At 73.1% G+C, this 21,537-nt stretch carries 15 protein-coding genes, 1 pseudogene and 1 riboswitch; of the genes and pseudogenes, 11 read left to right on the plus strand and 5 right to left on the minus strand.

Translation table 11 applies throughout. The features are described 5' to 3' along the window. Positions 1 to 107 precede the first annotated feature (107 nt). The 7 genes and pseudogenes from ACFW2G_RS12160 to ACFW2G_RS12190 all read left to right on the plus strand — a co-directional run. Positions 108 to 1,706: an ABC transporter substrate-binding protein gene (locus tag ACFW2G_RS12160; RefSeq protein WP_384582078.1), complete on the plus strand. Its 1,599-nt coding sequence runs from the start codon at positions 108 to 110 to the stop codon at positions 1,704 to 1,706. A 46-nt stretch (positions 1,707 to 1,752) separates the two neighbouring features. Next, complete coding sequence (locus ACFW2G_RS12165) at positions 1,753 to 2,718, plus strand: ABC transporter permease (protein ID WP_384582076.1); 966 nt, start codon at positions 1,753 to 1,755, stop codon at positions 2,716 to 2,718. Then, positions 2,711 to 3,577, plus strand: coding sequence for an ABC transporter permease (locus ACFW2G_RS12170; protein ID WP_384449577.1), 867 nt, complete (start codon positions 2,711 to 2,713; stop codon positions 3,575 to 3,577). The genes ACFW2G_RS12165 and ACFW2G_RS12170 overlap by 8 nt, the downstream gene beginning before the upstream one ends. Next, positions 3,574 to 4,566: an ABC transporter ATP-binding protein gene (locus tag ACFW2G_RS12175; RefSeq protein WP_384582074.1), complete on the plus strand. Its 993-nt coding sequence runs from the start codon at positions 3,574 to 3,576 to the stop codon at positions 4,564 to 4,566. Before ACFW2G_RS12170 ends, ACFW2G_RS12175 begins: the two co-directional genes overlap by 4 nt. Next, complete coding sequence (locus ACFW2G_RS12180) at positions 4,559 to 5,233, plus strand: ABC transporter ATP-binding protein (RefSeq protein ID WP_384449583.1); 675 nt, start codon at positions 4,559 to 4,561, stop codon at positions 5,231 to 5,233. The genes ACFW2G_RS12175 and ACFW2G_RS12180 overlap by 8 nt, the downstream gene beginning before the upstream one ends. Positions 5,234 to 5,396: 163 nt before the next feature. Beyond that, positions 5,397 to 6,968, plus strand: coding sequence for a hypothetical protein (locus ACFW2G_RS12185; protein WP_384582072.1), 1,572 nt, complete (start codon positions 5,397 to 5,399; stop codon positions 6,966 to 6,968). A 201-nt stretch (positions 6,969 to 7,169) separates the two neighbouring features. Next, a pseudogene (locus ACFW2G_RS12190) lies at positions 7,170 to 7,454 on the plus strand (avidin/streptavidin family protein); the annotation flags it as partial. Between the two features lie 150 nt (positions 7,455 to 7,604). Here ACFW2G_RS12190 and ACFW2G_RS12195 read toward each other — a convergent pair. Next, complete coding sequence (locus ACFW2G_RS12195) at positions 7,605 to 11,402, minus strand: helix-turn-helix domain-containing protein (RefSeq protein ID WP_384582142.1); 3,798 nt, start codon at positions 11,400 to 11,402, stop codon at positions 7,605 to 7,607. 156 nt (positions 11,403 to 11,558) lie between these two features. Then, positions 11,559 to 11,921 (minus strand): hypothetical protein, encoded by a 363-nt coding sequence (locus ACFW2G_RS12200; RefSeq protein ID WP_037929010.1) that lies wholly within the window; start codon positions 11,919 to 11,921, stop codon positions 11,559 to 11,561. Positions 11,922 to 12,197: 276 nt separating this feature from the next. Between ACFW2G_RS12200 and ACFW2G_RS12205 the strand changes: the two genes are divergently transcribed. Both ACFW2G_RS12205 and ACFW2G_RS12210 read left to right on the plus strand, forming a co-directional pair. Then, positions 12,198 to 13,289, plus strand: a complete 1,092-nt coding sequence (locus tag ACFW2G_RS12205; protein WP_384582070.1) for a nitrous oxide reductase family maturation protein NosD — start codon at positions 12,198 to 12,200, stop codon at positions 13,287 to 13,289. A 35-nt stretch (positions 13,290 to 13,324) separates the two neighbouring features. Beyond that, positions 13,325 to 14,413, plus strand: a complete 1,089-nt coding sequence (locus tag ACFW2G_RS12210) for a methyltransferase (protein WP_384582068.1) — start codon at positions 13,325 to 13,327, stop codon at positions 14,411 to 14,413. 103 nt (positions 14,414 to 14,516) lie between these two features. Here the strand turns inward: ACFW2G_RS12210 and ACFW2G_RS12215 are convergent, their stop codons facing one another. Both ACFW2G_RS12215 and ACFW2G_RS12220 read right to left on the minus strand, forming a co-directional pair. Continuing rightward, positions 14,517 to 14,771 carry an acyl carrier protein gene (locus ACFW2G_RS12215; protein ID WP_037928997.1) on the minus strand — a complete coding sequence of 85 codons (255 nt, stop codon included), beginning with the start codon at positions 14,769 to 14,771 and terminating at the stop codon, positions 14,517 to 14,519. A 12-nt stretch (positions 14,772 to 14,783) separates the two neighbouring features. After that, entirely contained in the window at positions 14,784 to 15,968 is a 1,185-nt protein-coding gene (locus ACFW2G_RS12220) for a SchA/CurD-like domain-containing protein (protein WP_384582066.1), read from the minus strand. A 148-nt stretch (positions 15,969 to 16,116) separates the two neighbouring features. On the opposite strand from ACFW2G_RS12220, the gene ACFW2G_RS12225 reads away from it, so the two are divergent. Together ACFW2G_RS12225 and metE are read left to right on the plus strand one after the other, a co-directional pair. Continuing rightward, positions 16,117 to 17,772, plus strand: coding sequence for an FAD-dependent oxidoreductase (locus tag ACFW2G_RS12225; protein WP_384582064.1), 1,656 nt, complete (start codon positions 16,117 to 16,119; stop codon positions 17,770 to 17,772). A 146-nt stretch (positions 17,773 to 17,918) separates the two neighbouring features. Further along, positions 17,919 to 18,144: riboswitch (cobalamin riboswitch) on the plus strand. 176 nt (positions 18,145 to 18,320) lie between these two features. Beyond that, positions 18,321 to 20,654, plus strand: coding sequence for a 5-methyltetrahydropteroyltriglutamate--homocysteine S-methyltransferase (gene metE, locus ACFW2G_RS12230; protein ID WP_384449604.1), 2,334 nt, complete (start codon positions 18,321 to 18,323; stop codon positions 20,652 to 20,654). 25 nt (positions 20,655 to 20,679) lie between these two features. Here the strand turns inward: metE and ACFW2G_RS12235 are convergent, their stop codons facing one another. Continuing rightward, on the minus strand, positions 20,680 to 21,366 hold the full coding sequence (locus tag ACFW2G_RS12235) for a TetR/AcrR family transcriptional regulator (RefSeq protein ID WP_384582062.1): 687 nt from the start codon (positions 21,364 to 21,366) through the stop codon (positions 20,680 to 20,682). Positions 21,367 to 21,537 lie beyond the last annotated feature (171 nt).

The raw sequence follows: 21,537 nt of genomic DNA on the forward strand, positions 1-21,537 counted from the left end.
GCGGCGTCGGTCGGTGATGTGACCCGATTCGTCGACTTCTGATCAGGTCTGGCATTATTGCCAGCTCTTTGCAATAACGGAAGAACGCGAACAGGGATGTGCAGAGCATGACGGCCCGGACGGTACGGGGAGCGGCCAGGGCGACACTGGCCGCCGCACTCATCACGGGCGCGGCGGCCTGCTCCACGCCCGGCGCCGGGGCCGGCGGCGCGGCCGGTACGGACTCGGTCGTGGTCGGCATCGCCACCGAGCCGGAGACCCTCAGCCCGCTGCTGGGCTACGGCAAGGACGGCAACTCCAAGATCTTCGACGGTCTGCTCACGCACGACGGCGACATGAAGCTCCAGCCCGCCCTGGCCGCGTCCCTCCCGGAGGTCTCCGAGGACGGGCGCACCTACTCCTTCACGCTGCGCAGGGGTGTCACGTTCAGCGATGGAGCGCCCTTCTCCGCCAAGGACGTCGTCTTCACCTACCGGACCATCCTCGCCCCGGGGACGAACAACGCCTCCAAGACCGAACTGGATGCCATCGCGAGCGTCGAGGCGAAGGGTGAGGACACCGTCGTCTTCACCCTGAAGTACCCCTACGCGCCCTTCGCCGAGCGGACCGTGCTGCCCATCGCCCCGGAGCACATCGCGGGCAGACAGGACGTCAACAGCGGCGACTTCACCACGCGGCCGGTCGGCACCGGCCCCTACGTGCTCACCGCCTGGTCCAAGGGCGAGAAGCTCAGCTTCAGGGCCAACCCCGGCCACTGGGGCGGTGAGCCCGCCGTCAAGAAGTTCACCATGGCCGTGATCAAGGACGACGACGTACGCGCCACAAGGCTGCGCTCCGGTGAGCTGGACGGCGCCATCCTGCCCCCCGGCCTGGCCAAGGGCTTCGCCAAGGACAGCACGCGCCGCACCTACGCCGCCAGGACCTTCGACTACCGCAACGTGACCCTTCCGACGCACCATGAGGTCACCGGCGACCTCGCCGTCCGCCGGGCACTGGACATCGCCGTCGACCGCACGGCCATGGTCGACAGGCTGCTCGACGGCGCGGGCAAGCCCGCCTTCGGGCCGGTGCCCACCGACAGCCCGTGGTTCACGGCCGGCACCGAGCGCCGCCACGACCTCGACCGGGCCCGCGAGATCCTCGACGACGCCGGCTGGAAGGAGGGGCACGACGGGATCCGCACCAAGGACGGGATCCGCGCGTCCTTCCCGCTCTGGTACACCGCCGGAGACAAGATCCGCCAGGACCACGCCCTCGCCTTCGCCTCCGACGCGAAGAAGGCCGGCATCGAGGTCAAGACCGAGGCCGGGACCTGGGAGGTCATCGAACCCCGGATGAAGACCGAGGCCGTCCTCGCGGGCGGCGGCTCACCGGCCGACCCGGACTTCGACCAGTACCTCCTGCTGACCTCCTCGCTCGGCGGCGACGGCTTCAACAACATGGCCCGGTACGACGACCCGGCCGTGGACGCCGCCCTCGCCGAAGGGCGCCGCAGTGCCGACCCGGCCATGCGCAAGGCCGCGTACGACACCGTGCAGCGCCGCCTCGCCGAGAACCCGGGCTATGTCTTCCTCACCCACATCGACCACCTCTACGTCGTCAACGACGCGTGGGACGGCCCCGGCACGCAGGTGGAGCCGCACGACCACGGTCTCGGCACCGGCCCCTGGTGGAACGTCGAGGACTGGAAGCCCCAGCAGAAGTGAGCCACGCGCAGTGACCCCCCGCTCCGTCCGCCTCCCCTGGGGGCCGATGGCGCGCATGGCGGGGCGGCGGACCCTGGCCGCCGCCCCCGTCCTGCTCGCCGTCACCTTCGGTGTCTTCGCCATCGCCGCGCTGTCCCCCTTCGACCCCGTCAAGGCCTACGCCGGCACCGCCGGACTCACCGCCTCGCAGGCCGAACTCGACCAGCTGCGGATCAACCTCGGCGTCGACCGCCCCCTGGCCGCACGCTGGTGGGACTGGCTGGCCTCGGCGCTCACCGGCGACCTCGGCACCTCCGCCGTCATGCGCCAGCCCGTATCCGACGTGATCGCGGAGCGGCTCGGCTGGTCGGTGCTGCTCGCCGCCTGCGCGTTCGCGGTCGCCGTCCTGACCGGCACCGTGCTCGGCGTGCTGGCCGCCCGCCGGACAGGTGGCGCGCTGGACCGCACCGTGTCCGCGCTCGCCTACACCCTGGAAGCCGCCCCCGCCTTCTGGCTGGCCCTGCTCGCCATCTGGTTCTTCTCGGTACGGCTCGGTGCGCTGCCCCCGGGCGGCCTCACCGACGCCGGCAGCGACACCGTCACCTTCGCGCAGGTCGCCTCCCACCTCGTGCTGCCCGCACTGGTACTGAGCGCCTCCCAACTGCCCTGGTTCTTCCTCTACGTCCGCCAGGGCGTGGCCGACGCCCTCGGGGAGGACCCGGTGCGCGGCGCCCGGGCGCGGGGGTTGGCCGAGCGCAGGGTCCTGCTCGGCCACGCCCTGCGCTCCGGCATGCTGCCGACGCTCACGCTGATCGGCTCCCGGGTGCCCGAACTCATCACCGGCGCCCTGCTGGTGGAGACGGTCTTCAGCTGGCCGGGCATCGCCGCGGCGACCGTGCAGGCGGCCACCTCGGTCGACTTTCCGCTGCTGGCGGCACTGACGGTGCTGGCCAGCGCGGCCGTACTCGCCGGCAACCTGCTGTCCGACCTGCTGTACGGGCTGGTCGACCCGAGGGTGGGCTTCGATGGCTGAGCCGGTCTGGCGCTCCCCGGGCCGCGCCCGGCGCTCCACGCGCACCCTGCGGGTACGCGCCGCCGTGACCGTCATGGCGGTGGTCGTCGCGGCCGTGCTGCTCGTGCCCCCGCTGGCACAGCTGGACCAGCAGGCGGTCGACCTGGCGGCGAAGCTGCAACCCCCCTCGTGGGCCCATCCCTTCGGCACCGACGACCTCGGACGCGACCTGCTGCTGCGGTGCGTCTACGGACTGCGCGTCTCCCTGCTCGTCGGCCTGGTGGCCGCACTGGTCGCCACCGTGATCGGCACGGCGGTGGGCGCGGCCGCCGGTGCGCTCGGCGGCTGGGCCGACCGGGTGGCGATGCGGGTGGTGGACACCCTCTCCTCCGTCCCGCACCTGCTCCTGGGCATCTTCGTCGTGGCGGTGTTCCGGCCGGGGCTCTGGCCCGTCGTGGCCTCGGTCGCGATCACCCACTGGCTCTCGACGGCCCGGATCGTCCGCGCGGAGGTCCTGTCGCTGCGCCGCCGGCCGTACGTGGACGCGGCCGTCTCCGGCGGCGCCTCACGGTGGCGGGTCGCCGTCCGGCACCTGGTGCCCGGCATCCTGCCGCAGGCGGGCCTCGCCGCCGTGTTGATGATCCCGCACGCGATGTGGCACGAGTCCGCCCTGTCCTTCCTGGGACTGGGACTCCCGGCCCACCAGGCGAGCTTGGGCAGTCTGGTGCAGACCGCGCGCGGCTCGCTGCTCGCCGGGCACTGGTGGCCCACCCTCTTCCCCGGCCTCCTCCTGATCATCCCGACCCTGGCCATCGCCGGCCTCGCGGGCGCCTGGCGCGACCGCCTGAACCCGCGCCGCCGCTCGGAGCTGACCCTGTGACCCCCTCGCCCGCCGCCGCCCCCGCCGCAGGCGAAGAGCCCCGGACCACCGGGGGCGGGCCCGTCCTGCGCGTCGAGGGCCTCTCCGTCCGCTTCCGCATGCCCGCCGGCCGCCACGTGGAGGCCGTCACCGGCGCCACCTTCGCCCTGGCCCCTGGCGAGAGCCTCGCCCTCGTCGGGGAGAGCGGCTGCGGCAAGTCCGTGCTCGCCTCCGCGCTCCTCGGACTGCTCCCGGGCAACGCGGAGACCGCCGGATCGGCCCGGCTCGCCGACGGCCTCGACCTGCTCGCCGCCGACGAGCGCACCCTCGCCCGGTCCGTGCGCGGCCGGCGCATCGGCCTGGTCCCGCAGAGCCCCGCCGCGCACCTCACCCCGGTCCGCACCGTCCGCTCCCAGCTGGAGGAAACGGTCCGGGAACTGACCGGAACCCGGCCGCCCGCCCTGCGCGCGGCGGCGGAGACGGCCGCCGGGCGTGCCGCCTTCCCCGCCTCCCACCTCGACCGCCATCCCCACGAGCTCTCCGGCGGTCTCGCCCAGCGCGCGGCCACTGCCCTCGCCCTCGTGGGCGGCGCCCCGCTGCTCCTGGCCGACGAGCCGACCACCGGCCTCGACCGCGACCTGGCCCGGCGCACCGTCGACGAGCTCCGCGCCCACACCCGCGCCGACGGCCGGGCGCTGTTGGTGATCACGCACGACCTGGTCGCGGCCGAGCGGATCGCCGACACCGTCGCCGTCATGTACGCGGGCCGACTCGTCGAGATCGCCCCGGCCGGGTCCTTCTTCGGCCGCCGTGGGCCCCGGCACCCGTACTCCCGGGGACTCCTGGACGCCCTGCCCGAACGCGCCTTCATCCCAGTGCCCGGCGCACCGCCCGAGCTCGGCGCGCTCCCACCCGGCTGCGCCTTCGCCGCCCGCTGCCCGGCCGCCGACCTGCCGTGCCGGACCCGCCGTCCCGCGCTCACCGAAGGGGTGGCCTGCCACCATGCTTGAGCTCAAGGGCATCACCGGGGGCTACGACCGCCGTGCCCCCGCCTTCCGCGGCGCGGACCTGAGCCTGTGCCCGGGAGAGTCCCTCGGCCTGCTCGGGCCGAGCGGCTGCGGCAAGTCCACCCTGGCCCGGGTCGCCGCCCTGCTGCACCGGCCGGACGAGGGGACCGTCACCCTCGACGGCCACGCCGTGACCGGCTTCTCCCACCGGGCCCCGCGCGCCCTGCGCACCGCGGTCGGTGTCGTCTTCCAGCAACCGCGCCTCGCCGCCGACCCCCGCCTGCGGCTGCGCGACCTCGTCGCGGAGCCCCTCCGCGCGACCGGCCGGCGCGGCGAAGCGGGCACGCGGGTGGCCGAGCTGGCGCAGCGCGTGGGACTCGGCGCAGACCTGCTCGCCCGCCGGCCCCACGAGGTCAGCGACGGCCAGCTGCAACGAGCCTGTCTTGCCCGGGCCCTGGTGCTGCGGCCGCGCTGGCTGGTCTGCGACGAGATGACCGCGATGCTGGACGCCTCCACCACGGCCGCGCTGGTCGCCGTCGTGGAGGACTACCGGGACGAGACGGGGGCCGGACTGCTCGCGGTGGGCCACGACCCGGTGCTGCTGGAGCGCTGGTGCGAACGCACGGCCCACTGGAACGAGATCGTCAAGGACCGACCCCCCGCCGCGTGAGCACTGCGGCCTGCGTCCCGGCCGCCCGCTGCGGGGCCGGCTGCGCCGCCGTGAATCATGCGGCGCATGCATGGACTCCTCGGGCACCGCGCTCTACCGTCGGCCGACGGTGCGACGTCAGACGCGATGTCAACAGGCCCGCTCCGACACGGAGGAGTCGCGGATGTTCCGAAGACCGCTGAGCTGCGCCGCGGTGCCCGTCCTGGCCGCCTTCGCGGTGCTGCTCCACAGCGGCTCCGGGGCCGGGGCCGGCGGGGAGATACCCAAGGCGCCCGGCCACCGGCTGATCGCCCGTTACGAGGGCAGCCCCGCCACCGCCGCTCCGCTGCCGGGCGAGGGACCTCCGCAGCACCCGTACCTCGCGCCGAACGGCCGCAGCGGCATGCACTCCGACGCGGCCGGGAGCGCCACCTCACCCTGGTCCGGTCCGCTCGGCGAGAACCCTCAGGTGACCAGCCAGAAGATCGCGGCCCTGGGAGGCGAGTGCGCCACCGCCACCTTCGACTCGGGCGGCCGACTCGTCACGGTCTGCGGCACCTTCTCGGGCTTCAAAGTCAAGCTCCTGCACCCGGGTACGCTCGCCACGCTCGCGGAGTACCGGCTCCCGCAGCGCTCCTCCACCGTCGAGGCGATCACCTCGCTCGACTTCTCGAAGATCTTCAAGGACACCTCGGGCGGCGCCTACTTCTACCTGGACGACCGGGACCGAGCCGTCCTGGCCGACTCGCGGCAGCACGTCCTGCGCCTCGCCCACTTCCAGAACGCCGACGGAGGCTGGAAGTTCAGCGTCGTCGACGACTGGGACCTCACCGGCCACGTCCCGCACGACTGCGTCACCTGGACCAACCTGCGGCCCAACGGCACCTGCGACCCCGTCACCTCGGTGATGCCCGACTGGGACGGCCGGATCTGGTGGGTGACCCGCCAGGGCCGGGTCGGCACCGTAGATCCGGCGACCTTGCAGATCCGCTCCGTGCGGCTGGAGGGCGAGGAGATCCAGAACTCCTTCTCGGTGGCCGAGGACGGCGTCTCCATCGTCTCCGACCACGCGCTCTACGGCTTCCGGGCCGCCGCCAATGGCACCCCCGAGGTGCAGTGGCGCCAAACCTACGACCGGGGGACCGGTACCAAGCCCGGTTCCGTCAACCAGGGTTCGGGCACCACGCCGGACCTCTTCGGCGACGGCTACGTCGCCATCACCGACAACGCCGACGACCGGATGAACGTCCTGGTCTACCGGCGGGGCGCCGATGTCGCCGCGGACCGGCGGCTGGTCTGCAAGGTGCCCGTCTTCGGCTCCGGCTCCTCGACCACCGACAACTCCCTGATCACCTGGGGCAACAGCATCGTCGTCGAGAACAACTACGGCTACGAGACCCCCGCCGGCCTGCTGTTGGGCAGGTCCGTCGTGGGCGGGGCGACCCGCATCGACGTCCGCGCCGACGGCAGCGGCTGCGACACGGTGTGGGAGAGCGCCGTGCGCGCGCCGTCGGTGGTACCGAAGCTCTCCACCGCGAACGGGCTGCTCTACTTCTACGAGAAGGAGCCCAACGACTGGGGGATCGACGGCTGGTACCTCACGGCCGTGGACTTCCGCACCGGCGAGCGGCGCTGGCGGCAACTGACCGGCACCGGCCCCCTCTACGACAACAACTGGGCGCCCATCACGCTCGGCCCCGACGGCACCGCGTACATCGGGGTCTTCAACGGCATCGTCGCCGTCCGCGACCGCTGACCGCCGGCGGTCACCGCCCTACGCTCTTCCCCGGACGAGCCTGTGGCCTTCCGCCGTCACGGGCTACGGGCGGGCCCTGCCGGCCCTCACAGGGGGAATCGTCTCGCGACGCGTATACGCCAAGCCTCAGTCGCACGGTGCGCCGTGTCCCTGACCCTCGCCACCGTATCCGCGAGCGCCGCCGCCGACACCCGGGGAACGGTGTCCGTCGAGGCCGCGAACGGCGGGTACGTCGGCACCTACGAGTCGGCGGTCGGCAACGCCGAGAAGCGGTACGCCATGACCGGCCGCTACGACAGCGTGCCCGCCGACGGGACCGGGGCCGCCGTCGGATGGACGGTCGCCTACCGCAACGCCCACCGCGATGCCCACTCCGTCGCCACGTGGAGCGGTCAGTACGTCGGCGGCGGACAGGAGCGGATTGTGACCCGGTGGCTGCTGAGTGACGGCACGATCCCCGCCGACCAGTGGAAGCCGATCTTCCTCGGCTGCGACGAGCTCACCCGTGTCAGGCCCTCCGCCGAAGAGTTCGACACGGCGCGCCGGCTGGGCGTCACACCTGCCAATCCACCGGCCTCCGACGGGGGAGTGAGTCGACCCGGCGGTCGAGCGTGCGATCCATCCGCAGCGAGAGGACTACCGCGGCGGGCGGGTCACCCCGGTGCGCACCCGGTCGACCGCCGCCAGGCGCGCCCCCACGTCGAGGTCCCACAGCCGTACGGTGCCGTCCGTGCTGCTGCTCGCCACCGTCCGCCCGTCGGGGGCGAAGACGACCCCCCACACCGCGCTCGTGTGTCCGGAAAGCGCCGCCAACGCGCGCCGGCCGGACACGTCCCACAGCCGCACCGTGCGGTCGTTGCCGCTGCTCGCGAGCGTGCGGCCGTCGGGGGAGAAGGCGATGCCCCGCGCCGACCCGGTGTGACCGGCGAGGGTGGCCTCCGGACGGTGGCTGCCCGCGTCCCAGAGCCGTACGGTCCCGTCGTTGCCGCTGGAGGCGAGGGTGCGCCCGTCGGGGCTGAAGGCAACGCCCCGAACCGCCCCGGTATGACCGGTGAGGGTGGCCAGCGGGCGCCGTCCGGCCACGTCCCACAGGCGAACCGTCAGATCGTCGCCGGCGCTCGCCAGAGTGCGCCCGTCGGGACTGAACGCCACGTCGTTGGCGAAGTCGGTGTGCCCGCTGAGCGTCGCGAGAGGGCGGCGCGAGGCGACGTCCCACAGCCGGACCGTGCCGTCGGAGCCGGCCGAGGCCAGCGTCCGCCCGTCCGGTGCGAAGTCCACCGCGAACACGGTCCCGCCCTGGCCGGCCAGGACCGCCGAAGGGGTCCCCGCGTCGACGTCCCACAGCCGGACCGTGCCGTCGGAGCCGGCCGAGGCCAGCGTCCGCCCGTCGGGCGCGAAGTCCACCGCGAAGACCGTCTCACTGTGCCCCTCGAAGGCGGCCGCCACCCGGCGCCCCGCCACGTCCCACAGCCGGACCGTGTGATCCGCCTCCGCCGTGGCGAGCAGCGTTCCGTCCGGGCTGTACGCGGCGTGCCAGACCTCCGTGAACGGCCGCGAGGCCAGCATCGCGCCCCGCAGGTCCCACAGCACCACCGACTGGTCGAACCCGGCGGTGGCCAGCACCGCCCCCCGGCTGTCGACGGCCACCCCGAGCACGTAGTCGGTGTGCCCGGCGAGCGTGGCCGTCAGCCGGCCGCCGGCCACGTCCCACATCCGGGTGGCGCCGTCGCCGCCCGCGCTCACCACCGTCGTTCCGTCCGGGGTGAAGGCGACACCGTTGACGTCGTCGCTGTGGCCGGTCAGCACGGCCCTCGTCCGGCGTCCGGCCACGTCCCACAGCCGTACGGTACGGTCCACGCCCCCCGTGGCGACCGTATGGCCGTCCGGGGCGAACGCCGCCCCCAGTACCTCGTCGGTGTGCCCGGACAGCACCGCGAGCGGACGTGCCTCGGCCACGTCCCACAGCCGCACGCTCCGGTCGGCGCCCGCCGACACGAGCGCCCGGCCGTCCGCGGCGAAGGACAGGGCGTTGACCCGCCCGGCATGCCCGGCCAGGGACGCGACGGCGCGGTACTCCCCGCTGGTCTCCCACAACCGGACCGTCCCGTCCGGGCAGCCGGTCGCCACGCTCCGCCCGTCCGGTGCGAAGGCCACGGCCCGCGTGCCGGTCGTGCTCGCCGGGAGCACCGCCGCCGGGCGGCCGTCGGCGGTGTCCCACAGTCGCACGGGCCCGTCCGTGGAGGCCGCCGCGAGGGTCCGGCCGTCGGGGCTCAGGGCGACCGAGCGCACCCGTCCGGGAAGCCTGAAGGTTGCGGTCGTGTGCCGGTCGGACACCCGCCGCAGGGTCACCGTCCCATCGGAACTGCCCGTCGCCAGCATGCCGTCGTCCGGTCCGAAGGCGACCGTGTTGACCGGCCCGCCGTGTCCTCCCAGCCGGGCGACGAACGGCTGCGATTGCGTGCTCAGCAGCGCACCGCGAGCCTCGCTCGTCCGCGCGGTCCGGTACGCGTCCCCGGCGAGCAGCATCGAAGCCTCCGGCTGGCCGGCGGCCAGCGCCGCCGACTGCAGCGCGAGCGCCCGTGAGCGGGCGATCCGCTCCTCGCCGAGTGCCCTCGTACGCTGCTGGTACGCCAGCCCGCCCGCGCCCACGGCCAGGACCAGGAGCACGACCAGGGTGGCCAGCATCCGCTGGCGCAGCCGCGCCTGGCGGGCTGCCTGCCGCTCCCGGACCTCCTGGGCCTTCTGGCTCTCCCGGAGGAAGGCCGCCTCCCGGGGGGCGAGGCGGCTCCGGCCGTCGAGCTCGTCCGCCCAGGAGAGGGCGGTGTCCAGCCGGGTACCCCGGTGGAGCGCCGACGGATCGCGGCCCTCGCGCTCCCACTCGGCCGCGGCGTGTGCCAGTTGCTGGTGGATCAGGAGCCCCGCCCGATCCGCGTCGATCCAGCCGCGCAGCCGCGGCCAGGCGTGCAGCAGGGCCTCGTGGGTGATCTCCACGGAGTCACTGTCCATGGTGACCAGCCGGGCCCGGACGAAGGTGTCGAGCGCGGCAGCGGCGGGGTCCGCGGCCGCCGCCTGCGCCATGAGGGCGGTCCGGCTCAGCCGGCGCCGCGTCGCGCCCGTGCCCTCGGCGACGTGCACCAACCGCACCAGGATGCGCCGGAGCGTGGTCTGCTCGGCGGGGTGGAGCCGGGCGAACACCTCCTCGGCGGTGCGGGCGACCGCCCCCTGGATGCCGCCGGTGCGCTCGTACCCGGCGACGGTCAACGTGGTGCCCTCGCGGTGGCGCCAGGTGGCCATCAGGGCGTGGGAGACCAGGGGCAGTGCACCCGAGGGCGTCGTCCCGCCCGGCATGTCATCGCGCAGTCCCACGTCCCGCAGCAGCAGGGGAACCAGTCCCGGTTCGAGGGCGAGGCCCGCGAGCCGGGCCGGGCGGGTGATCGACTCGCGCAGCTCCTCGGGCGACATCGGCTGCAGGACGAACAGCCCGCCGGTGAAGATCGCGGCCAGCTCCGGCAGCTCCAGGCAGTTGCCGGAGAAGTCGGCCCGTACTCCGAGCACCACGACGGCCGGGGGGTGCGGCGTGCGCGACGGACCCGGGACGGCGAGCGCGCACAGCACCCGTACGAACGCACGCCGCTCGTCCTCGTCGGTGCAGAGGGTGAACAGCTCCTCGAACTGGTCGACCAGCAGCACCGGGCGCAGCGGCGGCGGCCGCAGGTCCGGGGAGGCGGCCGGGCGCGACGCCGACAGCCGGTGGACCGCTTCGAGCAGGGCGTGCGGACGCTCCCGCAACTCCTGTGCGGTGATGCCGAGATCGGCGCCCAGCACCGTGCCGGCGCGGCCGAGCAACTCCTCCAGCGGGTGTGTGGTGGGGGTGAACCCGACCACCGGCCAGCTGTCGGTGCCCGGCATCGGGAAGCCGCCGCTCCGCAGGGCCGGTACCAGGCCGGCGTTCAGCAGCGAGGACTTGCCGGCGCCCGAGGGGGCGACGAGCACCACGGGGCCCGTGCCAATCCGCCCGAAGACCCGTTCGACCAGCTCGGCGGTGGCCCGCTCCCGGCCGAAGAACCACCGGGCCTCCCGCGCGGTGTAGGCCGGCAGGCCGCGGTAGGGACACTCGTCCTCCGGCCGCGGCCGGGCCACGACGGCGTCGGCGGCATCGCCCTCCGGGGCCTCCGTCTCCCGTGCCATCCGCAGCAGTTCACCCCCTGCCCCCAGCACGTCGTCGCAGCGCCGTGCGACGTCGACGGTGACGCGCTTCGCGCCGGTCTCGATCTTGCTGAGGTAGCCCTTGCTGTAGTGCGTCTCGCGCGCGAGGTCCGCCAGGGACAGCCCGCGTTGCACGCGCAGACGTCTCAGCTGGGCAGGGAAGGGCCGTGCGGAGTCGTCGGACTCCCGCACGCGGTCGGTCTTCCGCCGGCGGTCCGGATCCCCCAAAACATCCCCCATGGCGTGTGCGCCCAGGCAGCGAGGTGGCGCTGCCCAGGCTACCGCCGGGGGCGGCCGGAGAACTGGATCCTCCGGCCGGTACGACGAGAACAGGAAGGCCCGGAGCCGTCGCGCGCGGCGGCTCCAGGCCTTCACTCGGGGGTGCTACGGGTTGAGGCGGACCGAGTTGATCGGCGTGAGGTCGGCGTACACACCGGTCTTGGCGGCGATGGGGTTGCCGCAGCCCGCGCCGTTGTAGCCGGTGCAGAGGTTTGCGGTCGCACCGCCGTACTGATTGTTGAGCACCCAGTGGTTCCCGAACTGGTTGCTGAGATTGTGTGCCCCGTAGCGGTAGAAGACGTGCGTCGGCTTGACGGCCGGGTTCTGGTTCTGAGGGTAGATGCAGACCGCCCCGTCCGGACATCCTGCCCAGGTGTCGGCCGGCTTGGCCTCCACCGAGGCGCTGAGCGCGACCACGGCGACGACGGAGGTGGCGAGAGCGGCGGCGCCGCGGAACAGCTTGCGCATGGTTTCCCCTTGCGGTTCGTGCCTGGTGCTGACGGCTCCAGACTTGCCCCGCGGGGGCGCCGGGGTCGACGGGTTGCCCGTTGCCCGTCCGGACGGTGACCGGGAAACCCGCCGTGACCTGCGCCTTCGCCGATGAGAGGGCAACGGCGCGGATGCGGGACCGCTGCCGGTACGACGATCCACCCTCAGGACGTCAAAATGCGGCCGTTTGCCCGCGGCATCCATCGATACGCTCACCCAGTGTGGCGATATGTCGCAATCGCCCATAACTTCTGCATGGTGACGAACCGACAACTCAAGACCCTCATGTGTACCGCCGTCGTCATGGCCGCTGGTTTCGGCGTGCTCGCGCCACCCGCATCAGCGGCCGGACACCGCGTGCACCCGGGCGACTCGATCCAGGACGCGGTGGACTCCGCGCGGCCGGGCGACATCATCACCGTGATGCCCGGCACCTACCACGAGAACGTGCTGATCACGAAGAGGCTGACGCTGCGCGGCTGGGGAGAGCAGACGGTGATCAAGCCGCCTGTCGCGAAGACCCTGCCCGCCCGGCCCGAGGCGAACGGACGGGCCGCCCTCGCCTGCTCCCAGGCCGACACCGGCATCTGCGTCATGGGGACCGAGGGGCGGCCCGTCACCGGGGTCGAGATCCGCGCGCTCACCGTCTCGGGCTTCAAGCGGAACGGCATCTGGGCCTCCTACACCGACCGGCTGAGCGTCGAACGCGTGATCTCCGAGAACAACAGCACCTGGGGGATCGCCCAGGAACGCTCCACCCGGGGCTTCTTCCGCGACAACATCGCCCGCGACAACGCCGAGTCGGGCATCTTCCTCGCCAACACGGTCGCGCGCGAGGGCGGCGCCACCGACACCCTGGGAGCCGTGGTCAGGGGTAACAGGCTGACCGGCAACCGGATCGGTGTCACCGTCAGGCGGGTGCGGAACCTCACCGTCAGCGGCAACAGGATCGCCGGCAACTGCGGCGGCGTGTTCGTCGTCGGCGACGAGGGAGAGCCCGGCGCCGGAGACCTGACCATCCGCGGCAACCGCATCCACGAGAACAACAAGTTCTGCAAGGGCAGCAGCCGCCTCCCCGACATCCAGGGCGTCGGGGTCGTCCTCACCGGGGCAGAAGAGACGATCGTACGTTCGAACTCCATCCGCGGGAACGTCGGATCCTCCCCGCTGTCGGGCGGAATCCTGCTGTTCAAGAGCTTCGTGGGCGCGACGAACACCGACAACGTCATCGAGGACAACGTGGTGCGGGACAACCGGCCGGCCGACCTGGCCAACCAGGGAGCCGGTTCGGGCAACCGGTTCCTCAACAACCGGTGCGACACCTCCGTGCCCACCGGCATGTGCTGACCCGTGTTCCCCCTCATCAGGAGAATGGAGGCCGTATGACCACGCTGAGTTCCACCCCCGCCCCCACGCCGGCTCCCGTCCCCGCCCCGAACGCAGGCCCCCCGCACACGCCCCCGCCCGCCATGCGCCTGCGCGAGCTCGCCTTCGGAGCGGCCGTCGCCGCCGCCGTACGGGCCGCGGCCCGCCTCCGGGTCGCCGACGCCCTCGGGGAGTCGCCCGCCACCCCCGCCGACCTCGCGGCCGCCGTGCACGCGGAGCCGAAGCCCCTGCAACGGCTGCTCCGCGCCCTGTCCTGCCACGGCATCTTCGCCGAGACCGAGGACGGGAGCTTCGTCCACACCGAGATGTCGCGGCTGCTGCGCGAGGACGACCCGCACAGCCTCCGGCACATCTCCCTGTGGTGCACGGAGCCGTGGACCTGGCAGGCCTGGCCGCGACTGGACGACGCGGTGAGCACCGGTGACGGCGCGAGCATCTTCCACGACCTGTTCGGCAAGGGCTTCTTCGACTACCTGCACGAGGACGCCCACGAGTCGGCGCACGTCTTCAACCGCGCCATGACCACCTCCAGCGTGCAGTCCGCGCTGGATGTCGCGGACCTCCTCGACCTGACCGGCGTCTCGGTGGTCGCGGACATCGGCGGCGGCCAGGGCCACGTGCTGGCCAGCCTGCTCGAGAAGCACCCCACCGTACGGGGGCACCTGCTCGACCTGCCCGGGGTGGTCGCCAAGGCCGATCCCCGACTCCTGGACGGCGGCCCCCTGGCCGACCGGACGGGCATCGTCCCCGGCGACTGCCGCGAGGCCGTCCCCGTCGAGGCCGACCTCTACATCATCAAGAACATCCTCGAATGGGACGACGAGAGCACCCGCAGATGCCTGCGCAACGTCGTCGCCGCGGCCCGCCCCGGAGCCAGGGTCGTCGCCATCGAGAACCTGGTCGACGACACGCCGTCCATGCGGTTCACCACAGCCATGGACCTGATGCTGCTGCTCAACGTCGGCGGTGCCAAGCACACCAAGGAGAGCCTGCGCACCCGCCTGGCCGACGCCGGACTGGTGCTCGGGGACATCCGACCCGTCAACGCGTACCTGCACGCCTTCGAGTGCACCGTGCCCGGGTGATCCTCCCGTCCGGTACGCGTCACGACGCCCCGGGACCGGCGGTGGGCCGGCCCCGGGGCGTCGTCCTGCGTACCGGACGGCGGCGCCTGTCCGCCCGTACGCGTCAGGTTCCGGCCAGCGCGCTGTTGACGAGGTCGAGGAACTCGCGCGGCGACTTGCACTGGTCCGCACCGGCGGGCAGCGCCCGGCCGTGCCGGTTCTCCAGCTCGCCGACGATGCCGAGCAGCCCGAGGGAGTCGAGCCCCCACTCGTCGAACTGCGCGTCGGGCCGGGTCGCCATTGCGGCGGGGTCGACGGCGATCCCCGCACCCTTCTTCATCAGCGCGGCCAGTTCTTCCACGGTCAGTCGGTCGGTCATGACGGCCTCTCCTCAGGCTCGGTCCGGCGAACGCCGGTCGGTGATCAGGCGCATCTCAGAGCGCTCCAGGAAGCGTGAGATCTCCTGGTGGGTGGTGGGGACGCCGTCCTTGGCGCTGTCCAGCAGGCGCGCGAGGACCGCCGCCTTGTGGCCGCCCTCGACGCCGAGCGTCAGGGCCGGCCGGGCGTCGTGCGGCCCGCGCAGGTCGAGAAGGCGGACGACGACGTCGTCGCGCTGGAATACGGTGCTCGCCTCGATGGGGCTCGCCGCGTCGTCCACGGCGGCCTCGTCCTGCGCGGCGAGCAGCCGGGCGAGTTCCATGCCGCACCCCTTCTTGGCGGGATGGAACAGCGCGTGCCGTGCGAGGTCCGGGCTCTCGCCGCCGCCCGCCGCCACGTGGTGCACCGCGGGGAGCGCCGCACGGGTGAAGAAGGTCCGGGCCGAACCGGGGTCGCTGAGATCCCGGTCCTGCTCCAGGTAGGGATTGATGGCCTCCTCCAACGCCCTGACCTGGGGCTGCAGGGCCACGTGGCGCAGCGCCGCGAGCAGGTCGCCCTCGACCTCGACGGCCCGCACGACGCGGTTGCCGTGCATGAAGAGCGAGGTGCGCCGCAGCCGGGTGTGCTCGTCGACCTGCGCCTGTGGGGACGCGTACCCGCTGAGCAGCTCCGCCACGACGGCCTCGCTGCCCGGCTTGACCGTGAAGGTCAGGGCGTGGCGCACCACACCGTCGCCGCGCCTCGGGGAGACCCGGAGACGGCCTCCGGAGCGGTCCGGGCCGTCCACGGAAGCCGGGGCGAAGCCGTGGCCGGCGGACGCGCCGGGGGAGAAGGCTACGGCGGACGGACCGGGGTCCCGGCCGGTCTCCCGCAGCACGCTGAATCTCAGCGAGCGGGTGTCCCGCACGCAGCCGTGCAACGGCTGGACCGAGGCGACGTGCTCCTCGCTGTTGACCCAGGCCAAGAACCGCGGTGCGCTCTCCCATTCACTGGTGATCAGCCACTGTGACGGATTCTCGATCGACTGGCACAGCTCGTCCCGGATGTGCCCGGGAACGCAGGAGACCTGCTTGTGGAGGTTCTCGTAGACCTCCAGGAACTGGTTCTGCGCGCCGTCGTACAGATCCAGCAGCAGCACGACCCGAAGTCGCGAGTCGTCGAAGGCGGACTGGGATATCCGTTCCGACAAGGCTGTCATCGTTCACACTCCTTCGAGACCACACGGTCGCCACGGGACGGCGCCACCCGAACCGATCGTGGTCCGGTGGCCCCGTCGGCGCGAGAGGAGAGAACCAAGCGGGTGAACGAGCGAGCGAACCCCCTTCGTAGAGGGCATGGAAGAGCACATGAAGGAAAACGTCGACCACCGCGTCCCGGTCCTCATCGTGGGCGGCTCGCTGGTGGGCCTGTGCACCTCGCTGTTCCTCGGCCGTCATGGGATCACGCACATGCTGGTCGAGAAGCATGCGGGAACCTCGCTCCACCCGCGTGGACGCGGTATCAACGTCCGCACGATGGAGCTGTTCCGGGTCGCCGGGGTCGAGGACCGGATCCGCGGGGCCGCCTCGGTGCTGGCCGACAACCACGGCATCCTGCAGGGCGGCTCGCTCACTGGTGACGACCAGGAGTGGTTGTTCGAGCAGATCGACCCGGGTGGCGCACTGGCGCGGTTCAGCCCGTCGACCTGGTGCCTGTGCAGCCAGAACGACATCGAGCCGGTTCTGATGTCGGTGACGCCAAGGCTCGGAGCGGACCTGCGGTTCTCCACCGAGCTGCTCTCCTTCGAACAGGACGGGAGCGGGGTCACCGCGATCGTCAAGAACCGCGAGACGGGCGAGGAGAGCACGGTGCGCGCCGACTACCTCGTCGCCGCCGACGGGCCCCGCAGCCCCGTGCGCGAACAGCTCCGCATCGGCCGGAGCGGCTCCGGCGACCTGTTCCACAACGTCAGCATCACCTTCCGGTCCCGGATGCTCGCGGACGTGGTCGGCGACCGGCGTTTCATCGTCTGCTATCTGACCAGGCCCGACGCCGACGGGGCGTTGCTGCCCGTCGACAACCGCGAGCGGTGGGTCTTCCACGCCCCCTGGCATCCCGACCGGGGCGAGACGCTGGAGGACTTCACCGACGAGCGCTGCGTCGAGCACATCCGGCGTGCCGTCGGCGCGCCCGACCTGGACGTCGAGATCACCGGGAAGGCGCCCTGGCACGCCGCCGAGCGCGTCGCCCAGCGGTACGCGGCCGGCCGGGTCTTCCTCGCCGGCGACTCCGCCCACGAGATGTCGCCCACCGGTGCCTTCGGCTCCAACACGGGCATCCAGGACGCGCACAACCTCGCCTGGAAGCTCTCCGCGGTGCTGGACGGAGCCGCGGGCCCCGGGCTGCTGGAGACGTACGAGGCCGAGCGGCTCCCGGTGGCGCGGGCGACGAGCGAGCGGGCCTCGGCCCGCTCGGCCGAGCACAGCCACCCGGGCTACGAACCGGACCCCGAGTCCGTCCCCGAGGCGCCCGCGCGCGGCGGCCGGCAGAACGGGGTCCTGTCCGTGGCCATGGGATACCGCTACCCCCACGGCGCGGTGGTGGGAGCCGACCCGGACCTGCCGGTCGTGCCGGACCGCATGCGGCTGTGCGGGGACCCGGGCTCGCGCGCCCCGCACCTGTGGTTGCGCGACCGGGTGGCGGGGACGCGCAGGTCCACCGTCGACCTCTACGAGCGGTCCTTCGTCCTGCTCAGCTCCGAGGGCACCCCGTGGAGCGGCGCGGCCGAATCGGTCGCCAAGCGGATGAGCGTCCGGCTCGACGCCTACGGGATCGGCACCGGCCCGGAGGCCGACTTGGTTGCGGAGGACGGCGCCGACTGGGCCGAGGCGCACGGCGCCACCCCGGCCGGGGCGGTCCTGGTGCGCCCGGACGGCTTCGTGGCCTGGCGCTCGGTGGAGGCGGTGGCGGACCCGGAATCCGTCCTCCACAAGGTCCTCACCACCGTGCTGGACCGCCGCTGACCTCCGGCCCGCGCCCGCGGACGCAGCAGGGCGCCGCCCCACGGAAGTCCGCGGGGCGGCGCCCGTCGAGTACGGCGACGGCCCACGGCGTCTCATCCGGGCATCCGAATACTGGACAACTCTGCCCGCCGCCGGGCAACGGCATCTAGTCTGGCCGGGCAGCTGGTTCGCCCCGTCCGCCAGACGGGATGCGTCGTAAGAGGGAACCCGGTGGGAATCCGGGACTGCCCCGCAGCGGTGAGCGGGAACGACCGCCGTCATACGCACTGGGACCGCGACAGGTTCTGGGAAGCGACGGCCAGTAGGTGCCCGCCGGGAGACCGGCAGGCGCGCCCGCGAGTCCGAAGACCTGCCCGTTGCCCGCGCGCGACCCGTCGTGCGCGGAGATCCCGGTGACCTCGTGGGCGGGTCGGCGACACATCAGGCGGGCGACCGCGGGCGCATACGCACGCGCACCGCAAACCGGTCGAGGTCCCTCCTGTCCGTCATCCCTTCGCGCTCCCGACCCGCACCGGGTCCACAGGAGACAGCTCGCGAAGGAGAGTTCCGTGACCAGCAAGACCCCCGCCCCCGCCGTCCGGACCGGTGCCGCCACCGTGTACGGCTACCCGCGCCAGGGCCGGAACCGGGAACTGAAGAAGGCAGTCGAGGGCTACTGGAGCGGCCGGGTCGGTGCCGAAGCCCTCCGGGGCGCGGCCCGAGAACTGCGCCGAACCAACTGGCAGCAGCTGACCGACGCCGGTATCACCGAGGTGCCCACCGGCGACTTCTCGTACTACGACCATGTGCTGGACGCCAGTCTCATGGTCGGCGCCGTTCCCGCACGCCACCGCGCCGCCGTCGAAGCGGACGCCCTGGACGGCTACTTCGCCATGGCGCGCGGCACCCAGGACGTGGCGCCGCTGGAGATGACCAAGTGGTTCGACACCAACTACCACTACCTGGTGCCGGAACTGGGCCCGGACACCGTCTTCACCGCCGACTCCTCCCGGCAGGTGGCCGAGTTCGAGGAGGCACGCGCACTCGGCCACACCGCCCGCCCGGTGCTGGTCGGGCCCGTGACCTACCTGCTGCTGGCCAAGCCCGCCCCCGGTGTGGCGGCCGGTTTCGACCCCCTCGCCCTGCTCGACCGTCTGCTCCCCGTGTACGCACGCGTCCTCGCGGACCTGCGTGCGGCCGGTGCCGAGTGGGTCCAGTTGGACGAGCCCGCCCTCGTGCAGGACCGCACCCCCGCCGAACTGAGCGCCGCCGCCCGCGCCTACCGCGTGCTCGGCGCCGCGGCCGACCGGCCCAGGCTGCTCGTGGCCTCGTACTTCGACCGGCTCGGTGCGGCCCTGGAAGTGCTGGCCAAGGCCCCGGTGGACGGGCTCGGGCTGGACTTCACCGGCGCGGCCGCCGCCAACCTCGACGACCTCGCCGCCGTCGGCGGCCTGCCCGGCAAGCGCCTGGTCGCGGGTGTCGTCAACGGCCGCAACGTCTGGATCAACGACTTCGAGAAGTCCCTCGGCACGCTCGGCACCCTCCTCGGCCTCGCCGGCAGCGTCGACGTGGCCGCTTCCTGCTCGCTGCTCCACGTCCCGCTGGACGCCTCCGCCGAACGGGACATCGACCCGCAGGTCAGGCGCTGGCTCGCCTTCGCCCGGCAGAAGACCGCCGAGATCGCCACGCTCGCCCGCGGACTCGCCCGCGGCACGGACGCCATCGCGGCCGAACTCGCCGCGAACCGGGCCGACCTGGCCTCCCGGACTCACTCGTCCGTCACCCGGGACCCCGCCGTCCGTGCCCGCACCGCGGACGTCACCGAAGCCGACGGCCGCCGCTCCCAGCCCTACGAGGAGCGGGCCGCCGCCCAGCGCGCCCGCCTCGGGCTGCCGCTGTTGCCCACGACCACCATCGGATCGTTCCCTCAGACCGCCGAACTGCGCAACGCCCGCGCCGATCTGCGGGCCGGCCGCATCGACACCGCCGGCTACGAGGAGCGCATCAGGGCGGAGATCCGGGAGGTCCTGGACTTCCAGGAGAAGGCGGGCATCGACGTGCTGGTGCACGGAGAGCCCGAACGGGGCGACATGGTCCAGTACTTCGCCGAGCAGCTGACCGGCTACCTCGCCCCGCGACACGGCTGGGTTCAGTCCTACGGCACCCGCTACGTCCGCCCGCCCGTCCTGGCGGGGGACGTCTCCCGCCCCGACCCGATGACCGTCCGCTGGACGGCGTACGCGCAGTCGCAGACGGCGAAGCCGGTCAAGGGCATGCTCACCGGGCCCGTCACCATGCTCGCCTGGTCCTTCGTCCGTGACGACCAGCCGCTCGCGGACACCGCCCGGCAGGTTGCGCTGGCCCTGCGCGACGAGGTCAACGACCTGGAGGCCGCCGGGACCTCCGTGATCCAGGTGGACGAGCCCGCGCTGCGGGAGACGCTGCCGCTGCGCGGCGCCGACCGCGCGGCCTACCTCGCCTGGGCCACCGAGTCCTTCCGGCTCACCACGGCGGGCGTCCGGCCGGACACCCAGATCCACACGCACATGTGCTACGCCGAGTTCGGCGACATCCTCGGGGCCATCGGGGACCTCGACGCCGACGTCATCAGCCTGGAGGCCGCCCGGTCCCACATGCAGGTCGCCGGTGAGCTGTCCGGCGCCGGCTACCCGCGCGAGGTCGGTCCGGGCGTCTGGGACATCCACTCGCCGCGGATCCCGTCCACCGACGAGGCCTCGGCGCTGCTGCGCGAGGGTCTCGGCGCCATCCCGGCCGAACGGCTGTGGGTCAATCCCGACTGCGGTCTCAAGACCCGGGCCTGGGCCGAGACCCGGGCCTCCCTGGAGAACCTGGTCGAGGCGGCCCGCAGGGTCCGCGGCGAGGTGACCGCAGCCGGCTCCTGACGGGTCGGGCGGGCCGCCCGGCCCGTCAGGCGGAGAGAGGGGGAACGGCGTACTCCGCGTGCGGCCGGTCCCCGCCTCCGTCCCGGTCCCCGCCTTCGTCCCGGTCTGCCCGCCCGGCGGCGGTCCCGGTGAGCCCCGCGACATGGTCGGTGATCATGTCGAGGATGGCCGCCGAGACCGCGGCGTCGCCGAGGACGAGGTGGTTGAGGGTCAGACCGTCCGTCATGGCGGCCAGGTACCGGGCCAGCACGTGCACCGGCACGCGGAGCTCGAAGGGCATCAGGTGGCGGAGCTGCTCGATGAGCTCGGTGTAGGTGTCGGAGTACAGCTCGTACTGGCGCCGTGCCAGGTGCTCGAACCCGGGTCGGCGCAGGGCGTACTGCGTGAGCTCGTAGGTGAGCATGTGCTCGCCCGGGTTGGCGGCCACGTGGTCCCAGTACGCCTGGAAGCCGGCCCGGATGGTCTCGCGCAGGGTGGCCCGCGGCCGGATGGCCTCCCGCGCCACCGTGATGCCGTGCTCGGTGATCGCGACGATGACCGATTCCAGCAGGGCCTGCTTGGAGTCGAAGCAGTAGTGGAAGACGCTCAGGGACACACCGGCCTCGGCGCAGATCGACCGCGTCGTCGCCCTGGCGACGCCGTCGCGGGCCATCACGCGGATCGCCGCCTCGGTCAGCTGGCGGCGTCGCTCGGCCGACGGCATCCGTGCCATGGGCGTCGTTCCCTTCGTTCCGTGCGGTGCGGTGCGGTGCGGTGCCGTGCGGTCGGGCAAAGGCGTCCGGGGCCGGCCGGATCGGCGGATCCCGGCGGCCCCGGGCGCGGGGCGGGAGCACGAGTCCGCTGGGGTAGAGCCCGCCCTCGGTGCGCGAGTACCCCCACTGCG

Source organism: Streptomyces sp. NPDC058880, assembly GCF_042742535.1.
Lineage (GTDB): Bacteria > Actinomycetota > Actinomycetes > Streptomycetales > Streptomycetaceae > Streptomyces.